The organism is Plantibacter cousiniae (nom. nud.) (assembly GCF_977070315.1).
In genome coordinates this window covers 24928-40101 of sequence record NZ_CDRVEU010000005.1, presented here as the reverse complement: position 1 = coordinate 40101, position 15174 = coordinate 24928, and the positions used below count along the sequence as shown (strand labels likewise).

Here is a 15174-nt window from a genome sequence, read left to right as displayed (position 1 = left end):
CCGGTAAGCGGTCAGGCGGTCAACGGCTCGGTCGAGCGCTCGATAGCACCTGCAAGCGTCTCGACGCTGGGATACTCAAAGAGCAGATTCAGCGACAGACGACTGCCGAATTGCTTGCTCAGCCGCGACATGATCCGCATGCCGGCCAGCGAATGCCCGCCGATGGAGAAGAAGTCTTCGTTTCTACCCACTTCCGGCACATTGAGGATTTGCGCCCAGACCTCGGCAATGGATTTTTCCAGAGCCGTCGACGGTCGCTCGCTGGTGACTCTTGCACGGCCGTTTTGAGTCGCCAGTTCAAGCAATGCACGCTTGTCGACTTTGCCGCTCGCATTGACCGGCAGTTGCTCGATCACATGCACTTCGGCAGGCACCATGTAGTCGGGGAGGCGATCCCTTAGCGCTACACGAATCTGTTGTTCATCCAGTGCAATGGTCCCGTCCAGACTGACAAAGGCAACGAGTTGCTTATCAAGATTCAGTGTGCGCAGAATCAGCGAGCACGCCGTGACACCAGGCAATTGACGTATCGCCTGCTCAACCTCACCAGGCTCTATGCGCAAGCCACGGATCTTGATCTGGCTGTCACTGCGCCCCAGAAACTCGATACCGCGGCTCTGGGTCCAGCGCGCCAGGTCACCGGTGCGGAAGAGAGTTTTGCCGGGGAACCTCTTCAGTGTCACAAAACGCTCCTGGCTCAGTTCCGGACGCTTGAGGTAGGCGCCGGTGATACCTGTGCCGCCGATAAATAACTCTCCTGGAACACCTGGCTCGGCAAGCTGCCCGAAAACATCCACGATGTAGGCATCGGCCTGTGCAATTGGCCATCCGATCAGAGGCTTGTCAGTCACTTGTTCGACTTTGTCCATGCTGTAGGCAGTGGTAAACACCGTACCTTCAGTAGGGCCGTACCCGATGGTGAGCGTCCCGGTGGACTGTGCCAGAAAACTGCGCATGCTTTGCGGTGAAACAACGTCACCGCCGGTCACTACATGTCTGACGCCAGCCATCGCATGAGGATACTGATCGACCATTTCCTGGAACAATGCGGACGTCAGCCAGAGTACGCTGACCTGCTGGCTTTCCAGTGTGTGTGCCAGGTCATCCAGCCCGCCGGCTTCTCCAGGCTGAACCACCAACTGCGCGCCGTTCAGCAAGGCACCCCAAATTTCAAAGGTCGATGCATCGAAGGCGAGGGGCGCGAAAAACAGGAAGCGGTCGTCACCATTGATATCGATATAGTCCGTCCCCTTGACCAGACTCACGACCGCGCGGTGGGTACTGGCAGTGGCTTTCGGAGTGCCTGTGGAACCCGATGTGAACATGTAATAGCAGTGAGCATCGGCGCTGACGACAGGCTTGACCAGTGGCGACACGCGCAGGTCATCCTGCTCAGTCAACAATTGCCCGATCAACAGCGTTGAGGTTGCATCACGTAGAGGCGGAGCACTCTCATCGATCAGTGCCCACTTGACGTCCGCCTCTTCCAGCAGCCAGTCACGACGCTCGGCAGGCGACGCACAGTCGATCGAGAGGTAGCACGCACCGGCTTTGAGTACGCCCAAGAGCGCTGCAACCTGCCACTCGGAGCGCATCATGCAGATACCGACGACATCACCGGGCTGCACATCCTTGCGAAGCAATATGTCGGCAATTTTGTCGGCGGACTCATTGAGCTGAGCGTACGTCAGCACTGCCTCCCCGCACCGCACAGCGATGGCTTCGGGCTGTGTGGCCGCAAATGCCTCGACGATGGCGTGCAGGGACGTTTCAGGGTAGGTCGAAGCAAGCCCCTCACACTGTGCCTGAATGGCAGCCTGGTGCTGGGCCGACAGGCTTTGTGCCAACGTCTCGTCAAGTGACTCACCGGCCTTTTCCAGCAGCTGGACATAATGCCCGGCCATTGATGTCGCTGTTTCCTGAGTGAACAGGTCAGCGGCATAGCCGAGTGACAACGAAGCCTTTGTGCCGGAACAGTCCAGGACGAATTCGATGGGCGGATGCAGACTGCCCGAAGCACTTCCCTGCTCTGCACGCGCGGACAGGCCGTTGCAGAATACCGACTGTATTAATGACTGTGGCGCTCTTCCCGATGCCGCAACACTGTCATCGAGCGCTTTTTCCAGGCTCTGTGCGGAAGATGCGTGCCACTGACGAGCCTGCTCGCAGTGCTGTTGTGTGCGCAGGAAGACATCGGCAAATGTATCGTGCGCAGTGAGCGTCAGCTTGAGTGGCAACGGTGTGGCCAGACGCTGTCCATCGGCAGCGGTACCAAGACCAGCCACGACGGTTTGATGCCCGCCATAACGTGCCATGACAACGGCATAGATAGAAAAAAGCGCTACTTCAGGTTCAATGCGGCGCTGTTCACACGCTTGAAACAGGCGTGCAAGGCTTTCATCCGACAATGGGATTTCATGACGCACAAGTGGCCCGCTGACAACGCGATTAAGCGCATGGTCAGCCAGAAGACCCGAGGCTTCGAGGTCGAGAGATTGTTTCCAGAACTCTACGCCAGGACTGACAGAAGTACCGCCTGCGGCAAGGACAGCAGACTTGCGTACATTGGCGAGGCTTTCTGCCGGTTGCTCGAGCCAGGCGCTTGCCAGATGGAGGAAATCATCCATAAGCGCTACGACATCTGCCTCTTTGGCGACAGCGGTGGAGTACTCAAGCATGAAACGACCGCCAGCGGCCGGGTTAACCTCGTCATCGAAAACGCAAATGACATTGAGGTCGAATTTCGCAGAACCGTTTGCCAAGCCCTCCACCACCTCGACATCAATGTCCGCAAAGTCCAGGGTGCGGGACATGGAGTTATGAAAACTGAAAGCAACCTGAATGTAAGGTAACTGCTGAGTTAAACGCTCCGGGCTCAGATCGGCAACCATGGTGGAAAACGGCACATGCGACTGCAAACAGGCCGTGCGGATTTCTTCTTTCACGGCTGCCAGTAGAGGTGCCCAGGGCGTGTTCGCGTCAATGTCGATGCGCAGCGGCAACATGTTGACCAGCATACCGATGGTGTTTTCGATACCCGGCAGGTCGCGGTTGGCGACGGCGGTACCGATCAGTTGTTGCGTCTGACCCGAACGCGCCGCTACTACACAGGCAAACAGTGAAAACATAGTCTCGAACAGGGTGGATTTATTCTTCGAGCCATACGCCTGAAGTGCGCTGATCAACCCACCGGGCAACGGTACCGACACGGAACTGCCGACAAAATCCAACGCCGCTTGCCCACCCTTCGGTGCAGGAAACGGCGAATGCGTGTAGGCAGGCCAGGTTTCAAGACGACCGTACCAGAAGTCTCGGCCTTGACGACCTTGAGCCGAATCCAGCCAGTCGCGCTCCCATTGGCAGTAATCGATAAACTGGATCACCGGCTCAAGGGGCTCTTGATTAACACGGCCCTTTTGTTCGTTGTAAAAATGATTGAGCTCTTTGAGAAACAGCCGAAATGACCAGCCGTCATGAATGAGGTGGTGTTCGATGTGCAGCAATGAGTGGAATTGGTCACTGAATTTGAACAGCACCCATCGAATCAGCGGAAGTTTCGCCACTTGGATTTTCTGGGCTATTTCAGCTTTTATAATAGAATTCATGTAGGTCTGCCGTACCGCTTCACTGCTGGCAGACAGGTCAACGATCGGGATGTTCACGGGCCAGGCGTCCTGAATAGTTTGCCGTGGCTCCCCGTCAACCTCATCGAAAACAGTGGAGAGTGACTGATGACGCTCAACCACCATACTCAGCGCCAGTTCAAGCGCGTTGATATCAAGGTCGCCGCGAATATTCAGCATGGCCTGAAAATTATAAGCGATACTTTCTGGTACTAACGTCTCAAGAAACCAGGCCTGTTCCTGAGACATGGAGAGTGGCCCTTCCGTACCGGTTATATGCTGTACGCCGGCCCGCTTAGCGAGATCTTGAGAGCGTGACGGTGCGGTATTATTTTTCTCAAAACTGTTCATGACGGCCTCAGGTAACATATTAATCAGGTGACATCAACCTCGTAAAAAAACCGATGCAAGAGATTTTGTTAACGACGATTGACTTCTTTCAAAAAAAACACATACACCCTGTAACCGTCTACCTGTGAAAAATAACAGCTTACGCAGCCCCCCCAACCTTCCTAGTCTATATAACGCCCTAATAACAACGCATTGCAGAGCACAACCTGTCGAGGTAAACGATGCAAACCGTCCAAAGATTTCACTGTAACGATGCACTCAAATTTGAACTCATGCGTCTTTACAAAAAGAATAACTGGCGATGGCTACTGGGTTGGTCGGGGGATATTATTGTCATTGCTTCCGCTGTCGCACTCACCCAATGGTCGTTGTATGCTTATCCCCTCAGCGTGCTAATTATCGGTTCAAGGCAACGCGCACTCGCCTCTCTTGTTCATGAAGCAGCCCATTTAACCCTGACTCAAAGCCGTTCCCTAAGTTATGCCATTGGCCACTATCTAACCGGCTTACCCATCTTTCAGGATTACGAAGCTTATCGACATTCGCACGTGCACCTGCATCACCATCATCTCGGTGACGCCGACAAAGACCCGGACTACCGTTACTATATCGATTCTGGACTGCAGGCGACCGTAGATCGGTTTGACTTCATGTTTAACCATCTGCTTAAAACCGTGCTGCTCCTGAATATATTCAGCTACCTGCGTTACCTTGTCATTCATCGGTTGGGCGCACTGTTCAAGTCCCCTCGCAAAGCGCTGACCCTCATCGCAGTACACGCTGTTTTATTCTCGTTGTTCTACGCCACCACAGGCCTGTACGGTTACCTGATGTTCTGGCTCGTTCCTTACCTCACGGCTTTTCAGGTCATCGGTTGGCTGTCAGAGGTTTCTGAACATTTTGGATTGTTCGGCAAGGAACGGGAGGCCTTGCGTATCACCCGCAACCGTTTCCCCTCCTGGTGGGAGAGGCTGTTTATCGGCATGCATGGAGACAACCTGCATCTCACTCATCACTTGTTTGCAGGCATCCCCTACTGGAATCTGTACAATGCGCACTGCATTCTTCTGCAGGACCCGAGCTATGCTGCAGTCAATCAGGTCAAGGGTGGCATCATCTCGGGTCGTCGCGACAGGCAATCGGTCATACGCCAGATACTGAACATTTATCGCCTGCAAAACAAACGTCATTCTCAGCACAACACTGCGCATCAGGCGCGGTACGAGCAGTCGACGCGCGAAGGTACGCAGGCAACAACAGGCGATAACCGGTAGCCGTCGCGTTCCACTGCAGGTTGTCCATAAGTATTCCGATCGAACCCGCGCTGTATCGGAATCGCGCACAAAGAGCCGAGGCTCACTCAACGCTTTAATGGCCTTTGCGACCTGCCACTCAGGGCGGTCGTCAAGGCTAGCACCGTCCCTTACAAAATGCCCATCTTGGTCAGTTGTATGCAAGCCTGAAGTTTGGTTCGGACACCCAACTTCGAGATCACATTGGAAATGTGAAAATCCACGGTTCTTTTGGATATATTTAGAATGACGGCAATTTCATTACAGGTCTTGCCTATTGCCGTCCAGATGTACACTTCCTTTTCACGGTCCGTGATAGTGAAGTTTTCGTCCGATTCATTCAAGCCCATGACCAGGCCCGTCAACTTATGATGAAACTCACGAACCAGCGACTTCACCTCCGTCGCAAGACTGTACTCGCCTTGCGCATTCCCTGTTCCGGCTTCTTTATTTGCAAACCGAAGTAAACTGAATGCCTTCTCTTCGCCGAGGTAGAACGCCGTCATCCCGTCAGAGGTGGTACCGGCGTCGATCATTTCGCCACGGTCATTTGATGATACAGGCCTGTTCAGTAACCCGGTAAATAGTGGCTGAGAGCAAGCAACGCCCCGAACCGTATCCGCTACGACCTGCCGCTCCGCACAATGACTGTTCTTTTCCCCTGCCTCCGGACCGCTGACCAGAACAAAGCCATGTTGCTGTAAGGCTGGCGTGTGATGATAAAAAAAATAGGCATAGTGATGAACACCCCGCTCACTTGCACTCTGTTCGAACTCCCATTCCAGCTTTTGTATGCCGGTGCTTTTTTCATGGCCAAACATATCGCTGCGCAATGAAAGTGCCATCATTCTACTCCATGAACCATTTGAAATGGCTACTTCTCAAGTGAGAAGCCCATGCAAATCATGATAACTACGCCCCACCCTTCACGCAACTTAAGTAACTCTCAGACTTTGAATACCGGCACTTTGCCTGCACACTGATACTCACTTTGCGCGATTATAATATTTCTTACGACATCTTATTAAGCCGCACACTAACAGCTCCACCCCACAGAACAATACCTTGATATTTCTGATAGGCGCCTCATAAAAACTTTAACTCTATCACCCTAAAAACTCTATTCTTCGCGCCTTTTCTCATCCCGCTGTCCCCCTTTTACAGGGCAAGGCAACCTTGACCTGACACAAGCCGATCAATAAAAGCAGCCGCGCGTTGCGAAACGTTCGGCACAGAGCGAAGACACTTCACCAAGAAGAGGCTGGATAACCTCATGTGTGTCTTAATGTGAAAATAGCGAATTGCCCACCTTCCCCGCTATCTTCTCCGGCTTGATTAGAAACCGTGCCAGCGCGGGCAGCAGCCACAGTGCGCCGAACATGTTCCACAGCAGCATGAAGGTCAGCATCAGGCCCATGTCGGCCTGAAACTTGATTGCCGAGAAGATCCAGGTGCACACGCCAATGGCCAGGCACAGACCAGTAAACAGCACGGCCTTGCCGGTGGACTTAAGGGTTTCGTAATAGGCTTGCTGCAGCGGCAGACCGGCGCGCAGGAAGCTTTCCAGGCGGCTGTAGATGTAAATGCCGTAATCGACACCAATCCCCACTCCCAGCGCCACAACCGGCAGGGTCGCGACCTTGACGCCGATGCCCATGAACGCCATCAGGGCGTTGCCCAGTACCGAGGTCAGCACCAGTGGCAGGACGATGCACAGCGTAGCGGCCCATGAGCGGAAGGTGATCATGCACATCGCTGCCACGCAGAGGTAGACCAGCACCAGAATGACCAGCTCGGACTGCTTGATGACCTCGTTGGTCGCGGCCTCGATCCCGGCATTGCCGGCGGCCAGCAGAAATTGCAGGTCCGGCGTGTCCTTCTGCCTGGCGAAGTCCTGCACTGCATGCACCGCCCGGTCGAGGGTTTCGGCCTTGTGGTCGTTGAGGAACACCAGCAGGGGCGCCAGCGAACAGGTGTTGTTGTACAGGCCGTCGGCGCGGGCAATGGAGTTGTTCAGCACGTCCTTGTTGCGCGACAGGCTCTCCCATTTCAGGTTGCCCTCGTTCATGCCCTTGATCATCTGTCTCGACACCGTCACCAGCGAAATGGCCGACTGCACGCCCTGGGTGTTTTCCATCTTCCAGGCCAGTTCGTTGATCGCTGACATGGTTGGATAGGCCGAGCAACCTTCTGGTGGCGTCTTGACCATCACCACCAGCACGTCCGAACTGGTGGAGTAATGACTGATAATGAACGCGTTGTCCTTGTTGTAGCGTGAATCGGGACGCAGCTCCGGCGCGCCCTGGTCCAGGTCGCCGATCTTCAGGTTCTGGCTGTACCAGAGCCCGCCACCGAAGGCCAGCAGCGCCAGCACAATGGAGACCGGCGCAACCTTTGGGCTGGCAAAGTTGGACAGCAAGCGCCAGAACGGATGCTCGGACACCGCATCCTGCTTGCTGCGATTGATCGCCCGCTTGCTGATGCCCACGTAGGAAATCGCCACCGGCAGCAGGATCAGGTTGGTGAACACGATCACTGCCACACCAATGGAAGCGCCGATGGCCAGCTCGCGAATCACCCCGATGTCGATAATCAGCAGCGTGATAAAGCCGACCGCATCGGCCAGAATCGCGATCATGCCCGGCAGAAACAGCTGACGAAACGTCCGCCTTGCAGCGGTCAGGGCGTTGTCGGCCTCGCTGGATTGCAAGGCGATACCGTTGATTTTCTGCACGCCATGGGAAATGCCGATGGCAAAGATCAGGAACGGCACCAGCATCGAGTACGGGTCAATACCGAACCCCACGACGTGCATCAGCCCAAGTTGCCAGATCAACGCAATCAACGTGGTGATCAGCACGGCGATGGTGCTGCGAAGACAGCGGGTGAACCAGATCAACAGCACCAGCGTGATCAGAAAGGCGATGCCAAAGAACATTACCACCATGAACAGGCCATCAATGAGGTCGCCGACTTTCTTGGCGAAGCCGACGATGTGAATCCTGATGTTCGGGTTTTGCGCCTGATACTTGTCGCGGATCTTCTCTTCAAGCTGGTGCGAGAACTGCTGATAGTCCAGCGCCAGCAACTTGCCCTGGTCTGCCGGATCCGGGTAGGACTCCTGCAACGGCACATCAATGATGCTGGATTTGAAATCGTTGGCCACCAACCGCCCGACCTGTCCGGACTTGAGTATGTTGTTGCGCAACAGATCCAGACTCTCATCCGAACCGTTGTAACTCTGCGGAATCACTTCGCCTCCGGCAAAGCCCTCCTCCGTCACTTCGGTCCAGCGTACGCTCGGGCTCCACAGCGATTTCAGGCCAGAACGGTCAACGCCAGGAATGTAGAACACCTCGTCGCTGATCTGACGCAGCGTCTCCATGTACGGTTTGGAAAAGATGTCACCCTCCTTGGCCTCTACCGAGATACGAACGGTGTTACCCAGATTCGCCAGATCGTTGCGGTGTTCCATCATGTTCTGGATGAACGGATGGGACAGCGGAATCATCTTCTCGAAACTGGTGGAAGGCCGCACCTGCGTGGCCTGCCAGAACAGAAAGAGGCTGGCCAGCAGGCAGAGGATGATGACTGCCGGGCGATGGTTGAAAATCAGGCGTTCGAGGAAGGTTGCCTTTTCATCCGGATCTTGCGCGTGCTGGTGCGTGTTCATGCCTGAATATCCCCGCCCTGAAAGGTCTTATTGTTGGGTGGTATCGGCGCCCGTCGGCGAGGTGAGGCGAACGCCGCCCTGCCCGACCAAAATCAGATTGCCTTGAGAATTGCCAGTGACCCCGGCCAGCGAGATGCGATCAGGTCGATTGAAGACCGCGAATGTTTCACCGTCGTCGGTGCTGCGCATGACACTGCCGCCGTTGCCGACCAGCACCAGCGAGCCATCGGCCAGCAGCGTGGCACTTGCCAGCCCGAACTCGATCGGCCCGCGCGCACCCTTCAGTTCGACGGGCTGCCAGCTGTCACCAAAATCGCTGGAGCGAAACAGATTGCCGCGCAGACCATAGGCCAGCAGCGTGGACGGCTGAGCCGTGCCGACCACACCGAATAACGAGCCTTGATAAGGGCCGTCGATTTTCTCCCAGGTCTGCCCCTCGTCGCGGGAGCGAAACATGCTGCCCGCTTCGCCGACGATGAACAGGCCGGCGTCCTTGACCTGAGTGATGCCGTTCAAGTGGTACTGGTCTTCGTTGTCCAGCCGGTCGCTGACATCTTCCCAGTGCTGCCCGCCATCGGCCGTGCTCAGCAGCAGGCCGTAGGCACCGATGGCCAAACCGTTGTCGAGATCCTTGAACCAGACATCCAGCAGCGGAGCCTCGCGCTTCAAGTCCTCGAACTGCTTGCTCCAGCTCTTGCCGCCATCGCTGCTCGCCAGTACCTGCGCGTCGTGACCGACCGCCCAACCGTGCTGTTCATCCACAAAAAACACGGCCGTCAACAACTGCCGGGTAGGCACGCGGGCCTGACTCCAGGTCTTGCCCTGATCATCGGAAAGCAGAATATGCCCATGGTCACCCACCGCGACCAGCCGCGCACCCGCATGGGCGACGTCCAGCAACAACGTGCGAGAGGCTTTGGTCGACTCGATGGCATAAATAGGAGCGTCTGCAGCAACGGCAGTGGCTAGCGCCTCGGAACCGGCCATGGCTGGCAGCGCAAACAGGGATGACGCAACGACAGCCAGGGACATGCCCGCACATAACCGGGTGCGACGATGGAAGGACTCACGCATGGACTTTTCCGCTCTTATTATTATCAGGTGGCTGTTATCGGGTGCGGGTGCCGGACAACTCGTATCGATGTCGACGCCCGCAGCGCTATGGCGTTACCTGTCTGGAAGCTCAGCCATCCTAGGCAGCTTTGCAAATGCCTGACAATCGACATGTCGTTATCTTTTGTTAAGCGTGTTGAATGTGATTGATGAAACATAACGACGGTTGATCGGGCAGATTGACCAGACGCCGGTCAGCGAATGCTTCTGCGCCGCAAGGCCGCTGGTTTGAAGGCGTTCACGCTGGGCGCCGGTTGAGAGAAATCACTGGTGCCAGGCTCTTGATTGTCGAGGTTCTGTACGTGATAACGCCGGGCCTGCAGGTCATGGAAGACGTCCAGAGCGGACCAGGTCGTCGGCAGTTCGTAGTAGTTCTTCAGGTACGCCATGGAGACGCGCCACAACTGCCCCCGGGCATCGTACTGATCGACGATTGCGGCCTGCCAACTGTCCTCGTCCAGGTACAGCGTGCGTCTTGAGTAGACATGACGCGCGGTCGGTTTGAGCGTGCCCTCCACCACCCATACACGATGTTGTTCATGGCGCGTATAGGCCGGGTTGAGATGACCCACCTGCAATAATTGCCGATAGGTAATGTCGGGGCTGGAAATGCGGTAGTTGTTGTAGGGAATATAAATCTCGCGTTTGCCCAGTAACCTCCAGTCGTAACGATCCGGCGAGCCATTGAACATGTCGGTGTCGTCAGCCGTGCGCAAGCCTTCAGAGGCTGGGATCGGCATGTCGTAAGCCAGACTGGGCGCGCGGCGCACCCGACGTTGCCGCGCACTGTAGGTCCACGCCTGCCGCGGCTCCTGAATCTGGTCCAGTGTTTCATGGACCAGCACGGCAGAACCGGCCATGCGCGTCGGGCACTGGGTAAACGACAGGTAATAAAACAGCACGTTATCCAGACTGGCAAAGCTGCCCGCAGGATCATAGAAGCGAAACAGCACTTCCTGACGCGACGTGTTCAGCTTGAAACTGCCGTCGCGCTGTATCGCAACTTCCGAAGTACGTCGCACCGCATAATGGCCGCGATACCGGGCAATGTGGTTCCACACGGCCTGAATGCCCTTTTCCGGAAGCGGAAATGGAATGCCGCCGTAGGCATCGACAAAACCATTGCCACCGCCGATCAATCGGGCTTTCTGCGCATTGCGGCGGGTGTTGTCGTACACCCATTGCGGCGCCGATCCGGAACGTCGCGTGGGGTATACCGGCATCCGGTAGCTGTCGGGGTAGGTTTCGAACATCGCCACCTGCCCAGGCGTCAGGCGCGTGCGATAGTGCTGCATATTGGCGTGAGTGATGGTGAACAGGGGCTTGTCAGCGGTATACGGGTCGACATGCCGAGTGCCCGAGCCCTTGTATCCGGGCGGGGGCCGGGTGATTCCGCCCGTCCAGGGCGGAATGGTCCCCGTGGCATTACCTGCCATCTCGCCTCCCAGCGGGGTCAAACGACTCCCGAGCAACGTGGTATCGACTGCCTGGCAGGTGTTGATCGCGAACAGCAGCGTCAGCGCGCCGCCCAGCAGTTGTTTCATGAGCATCTGGGCTCTCCTTGCATGGCCACGTCGGGACGCATGTATGGCGTCCTGGCCTGTAATAGTTCTGCTATAAACAGCGTTTTGTCGGGGCGACACCGGTTATTGACGCGCGGCCAATAAACAGTTGTTTGACAGGCAGACCGAGTGACCCACGTATTCTTCCCGCGAACAGTTTGTCTATCGGGTATACGTCCGTAGGAAACTTCACAAAATAAAAAAGAATGAACAACACGCTGTTAAACATTCATGAAGCAGGCACCCGGAATGGCCCACAGTAATGCAACGTGAATGCCAACAGGCAATAAAGAACAGATCACAACTTATATAAGGTACAGATCTGAAACGTCGTGCTCCCGCGTTATGACCAGAATTAAAAACAACGACACCGCCTGTTTGATTGTCAGACAGCATGCTAACAAGGCCGCTCGTTATGGCGGCTTATTGGCGGGTATATGAACGTGTGGTAACAAAAAGAGTGTTACGTGCTTCAAGCCAGTAACACCGTGTGACGACAGGCAGCGCTCAGTCGATAACCACGTGTGGCAGGAAGCGGCTGGTGTCCTTGGTGATCAGGCTGTCGTCTTCACGAATACCGATCCCTGACGCAAGATCGCCGATGACCCAGGAGCCGATCAGCGTGTAGCTGTCGCCAAATCGCGGAAGCGGCGAGTACGCCTGCAGAATGTAGGGCGCATCGGTATAAGGCCCATCGACCGAGATGACCTGATCGCCGGGCGTACGCATTTCAATGTTGGCACCCTCACGGGAAAAGTAGGGTTTGCGCACCCAGCCTTTGGGGACCGCTTTGCTCGGCTCGTGGTCGACATGCGCAGGCAGCAGGTTCGGATGACCTTCGTTGAACTGCCACAACAACGGCAAAATCCCCTTGTTGCTGAGAATCGCCTTCCACGCGGGTTCGACAAACTGAGTGCCGCTGGCTGACACGTGCTGGCCGAATTCCTCATGAAAGATATGCTCCCACGCGTGCAGTTTGAACAGGCGCTCGATCCAGCGCCCGTCCAGATCGACAAAACGCCCATCAGCGCCGAGCCCGATGTCTTCGATATCGATATGCCTCGCATCGATGCCGACGTGTGCTGCCATACGCCGCAGGAAATCGGTAGTGCCCCGGTCTTCGATGGAACCGGACATCGCCGAAAAGTAGAACGGACTCGTGCCGGAAAACTCGGCAAAGGCCCGAACCAGATCCTCAGCAATCGAGTTGAACTGGGTGGCATGCGCAGGCAACACGCCGCGCGCCATCTGCTCTTCCAGCCAGAGCAGTTGCACCGCCCCGGCTTCCATCAGACTGGTCGGCGTATCGGCATTGATTTCGTACATCTTTGCCGGGCCCGTACCGTCGTAGGCAAAATCGAAGCGCCCGTACAGATGCGGGTGTCCCTCCTTCCACGAGGTCTGGATCAGGTCGAAGAACGCTTCCGGAATCGCCAGTTGATGGAGCAGCGCTTCGCTGTCCACCACGCGCGCCACGGCGTCCATGCACAGCTGGTGAAGTTCCTGGGTGGGCGCTTCAAGATCGCGGGTAATCTGCTGTTCGCTGAACAGGTAATACCCGCGCTCGTCCCAGTAACGCTCGCCGTCGATAGTGTGAAAGTTGAAGCCTTCACGTTCGGCGGTCGTGCGCCAGTCCGGACGTTCCTCGATGCTGATCTTTTTCATGCCGCGAACCGTCAGCCTCCGAAACTGCTGCTGCCACTGCTGCTCTTGCCGCCCCAGCCACTGCGTGCCGAAGCCTGGCTGCCGAAGCCGCCGCGCGAGATGGTCGATGACACCGAAGACGAGCCGGACCCAGAGCTGCCCAGATTGCGCCCCAGGGTGCTCCTGCCGTAGCTGCGATCCGGGCTGGATTGCGCCTGGGTGGAACGGCCGAAGGTCTTGCCGCGATCGATCTGACTGGGCAGCGACGAGCTGTAATAACCGCCTCGATCATCGCGCGTCTGGTAGATGGGCTGCGAGTAATAGCGGTTATTGCCGAAGCCGTTGCTGAGCAGATTGCCGATCAGCAGCCCGGCCATCAGCCCGGTGGTGCCACTCATGCCTGCCGGAGCAGACTGGTTGACTTCCTGATTGGCACGGTCCAGTGCCTCTTTCGGCACTTGCCCGGAAAAGCCCAGTTCGAAGCCGCCGAGCTTGGGCATGTACTTGCCGTCAGAGGTGACCTGGCAATAATCCGGTACGAAGTCCGCGTCGCAGGACGCCTTGTCATCATAGGTCGGCGCAATGCGGCGATGATCGGACAGCGCCTGCATGTAGGCATCCGAACAGATATTCACCGGCACCTTGGCATCGACGCATTCCTGCACCGAACTGAAGTTGGCCTTGGCGTTGACGGTGTCCTTTTTCTCGGACGGGCCACACCCGGCAAGGGCCAGCGGCAGTGCACCGGCGAGTACCAGTTTTACTGAACTACGTCTCATCGTGAGTCTCCTTGTTCAAGGCTGCCGTCAGACCGACGGGGTCATGCAGGCGGCATTGAGAAGACCGACGCTGATCGCGACGCTGGCCGAATAGATGGCTGCTGCCATTTCGCCCTTGGCGATGCGTGTCGACAGGCCCTTGAGCACCAGGCTGGTAACGCCGAACGCCAGCAGTTGCACAATGGCGGCAATCACCACCCAGACGATCACGTCCAGAATGCTGATGCTGTAGCTGATGATGTTACTGGCCGGCAGCGCGAAACCGATCAGCGAACCACCCAACGCCAGCGCGGCGGCACTGTTGTTCTCGCGAATCAGCGCAAACTCCTTGTGTGGGGTGATCCGGCTGTAGATGAACTGGAACAGCGCGAACAGGATGACCGCCACCAGAATGTACAGGACGAAGCCAAACACGGCCGGGGCATTGAGCGACATACGCAGCGCGTCGATCATGAGGATTTCCTTGTCAAAGAACGTTGATATCAGTGGATTGCAGCGTTATGCCGACCGCCGTGGTGAGCGTGATGCTGCCCTCCTCGTCTTCCTCTACGGAAAACAGCAGAAACTCACGGCGGTTGATCAGTCCCGTTTCGCGGGCGTACAGCATGCTCAGGTGCTTGACACGATAAGTCGCGTCGGGACTGACAATGTCTTCATCGAGCGGCGTCAGCTCGGTCTGGCCAGGGGAAGTCCCCCATTGCCGCTCGAAGACCTCGCCATCGTGCTCGTAGGTCGGCAGGCCGATCTTCGATGATGGCCCGGTCAGGCGCAGCAATTCATCCTTGCTGGTGATCGGCTCGGCGCTGTAGTAGCCGAACAGGATGATGTCCTGCACGTCCTCCGGATTGGGGCCGTCGCTGACCACTTGCAGAAAATAGTCCTCGTTATCGAGGTAAAAACGATGCAGTGCCATGGACTGGCCGAGATCGATATGCCCTACGGACCAGACCTTTTCATCGCCCGGAACGACCACTTCCGAGTGACCGTCGAGCAACAGCTTCAGTGAACTGTCCAGGCACAGCATGCGTCCGGACGCCAGCCCCAGCGGACTGACCGTGCTGACCGGTTGTACGCCGTCCCGGCCTGATGCCTTGGGGGCTTCCAGGCCCATGGCCCGTTTGAACCAACTCATAATCC

At 56.6% G+C, this 15174-nt stretch carries 10 protein-coding genes; 1 reads left to right on the top strand and 9 read right to left on the bottom strand.

Annotated elements, in window-relative coordinates:
• Positions 1-11: 11 nt before the first annotated feature.
• Entirely contained in the window at positions 12-3872 is a 3861-nt protein-coding gene (locus ACW55A_RS11925; protein WP_498810974.1) for an amino acid adenylation domain-containing protein, read from the bottom strand.
• 323 nt (positions 3873-4195) lie between these two features.
• Between ACW55A_RS11925 and ACW55A_RS11920 the strand changes: the two genes are divergently transcribed.
• Positions 4196-5248: a fatty acid desaturase gene (locus ACW55A_RS11920; RefSeq protein WP_455808086.1), complete on the top strand. Its 1053-nt coding sequence runs from the start codon at positions 4196-4198 to the stop codon at positions 5246-5248.
• A 149-nt stretch (positions 5249-5397) separates the two neighbouring features.
• On the opposite strand, the gene ACW55A_RS11915 is transcribed toward ACW55A_RS11920, so the two are convergent.
• The 8 genes from ACW55A_RS11915 to ACW55A_RS11880 all read right to left on the bottom strand — a co-directional run bounded on the left by ACW55A_RS11915 (position 5398) and on the right by ACW55A_RS11880 (position 15169).
• Positions 5398-6111, bottom strand: coding sequence for a LuxR C-terminal-related transcriptional regulator (locus ACW55A_RS11915; RefSeq protein ID WP_498810973.1), 714 nt, complete (start codon positions 6109-6111; stop codon positions 5398-5400).
• A gap of 437 nt (positions 6112-6548) precedes the next feature.
• Positions 6549-8939: an efflux RND transporter permease subunit gene (locus ACW55A_RS11910; protein ID WP_498810972.1), complete on the bottom strand. Its 2391-nt coding sequence runs from the start codon at positions 8937-8939 to the stop codon at positions 6549-6551.
• A gap of 27 nt (positions 8940-8966) precedes the next feature.
• The gene (locus tag ACW55A_RS11905) at positions 8967-10013 is read right to left on the bottom strand and encodes a YCF48-related protein (protein WP_455808089.1); all 1047 of its coding nucleotides are present in this window, start codon (positions 10011-10013) and stop codon (positions 8967-8969) included.
• A gap of 233 nt (positions 10014-10246) precedes the next feature.
• Entirely contained in the window at positions 10247-11602 is a 1356-nt protein-coding gene (locus ACW55A_RS11900; RefSeq protein WP_455808090.1) for a DUF1329 domain-containing protein, read from the bottom strand.
• A 519-nt stretch (positions 11603-12121) separates the two neighbouring features.
• Positions 12122-13279, bottom strand: coding sequence for a glutathionylspermidine synthase family protein (locus ACW55A_RS11895; RefSeq protein WP_065350293.1), 1158 nt, complete (start codon positions 13277-13279; stop codon positions 12122-12124).
• Between the two features lie 11 nt (positions 13280-13290).
• Complete coding sequence (locus ACW55A_RS11890; RefSeq protein ID WP_004414143.1) at positions 13291-14037, bottom strand: DUF1190 domain-containing protein; 747 nt, start codon at positions 14035-14037, stop codon at positions 13291-13293.
• 27 nt (positions 14038-14064) lie between these two features.
• Positions 14065-14490: a DUF350 domain-containing protein gene (locus ACW55A_RS11885; protein WP_455808091.1), complete on the bottom strand. Its 426-nt coding sequence runs from the start codon at positions 14488-14490 to the stop codon at positions 14065-14067.
• A 13-nt stretch (positions 14491-14503) separates the two neighbouring features.
• Positions 14504-15169, bottom strand: coding sequence for a DUF2491 family protein (locus ACW55A_RS11880; protein WP_003368476.1), 666 nt, complete (start codon positions 15167-15169; stop codon positions 14504-14506).
• Positions 15170-15174 lie beyond the last annotated feature (5 nt).

Coding starts and splice junctions, on each gene's coding strand:
- ACW55A_RS11925 (WP_498810974.1), bottom strand. CDS start 3,872: ATGTCTCAGGAACAGGCCTGGTTTCTTGAGACGTTAGTACCAGAAAGT.
- ACW55A_RS11920 (WP_455808086.1), top strand. CDS start 4,196: ATGCAAACCGTCCAAAGATTTCACTGTAACGATGCACTCAAATTTGAA.
- ACW55A_RS11915 (WP_498810973.1), bottom strand. CDS start 6,111: ATGGCACTTTCATTGCGCAGCGATATGTTTGGCCATGAAAAAAGCACC.
- ACW55A_RS11910 (WP_498810972.1), bottom strand. CDS start 8,939: ATGAACACGCACCAGCACGCGCAAGATCCGGATGAAAAGGCAACCTTC.
- ACW55A_RS11905 (WP_455808089.1), bottom strand. CDS start 10,013: ATGCGTGAGTCCTTCCATCGTCGCACCCGGTTATGTGCGGGCATGTCC.
- ACW55A_RS11900 (WP_455808090.1), bottom strand. CDS start 11,602: ATGCTCATGAAACAACTGCTGGGCGGCGCGCTGACGCTGCTGTTCGCG.
- ACW55A_RS11895 (WP_065350293.1), bottom strand. CDS start 13,279: ATGAAAAAGATCAGCATCGAGGAACGTCCGGACTGGCGCACGACCGCC.
- ACW55A_RS11890 (WP_004414143.1), bottom strand. CDS start 14,037: ATGAGACGTAGTTCAGTAAAACTGGTACTCGCCGGTGCACTGCCGCTG.
- ACW55A_RS11885 (WP_455808091.1), bottom strand. CDS start 14,490: ATGATCGACGCGCTGCGTATGTCGCTCAATGCCCCGGCCGTGTTTGGC.
- ACW55A_RS11880 (WP_003368476.1), bottom strand. CDS start 15,169: ATGAGTTGGTTCAAACGGGCCATGGGCCTGGAAGCCCCCAAGGCATCA.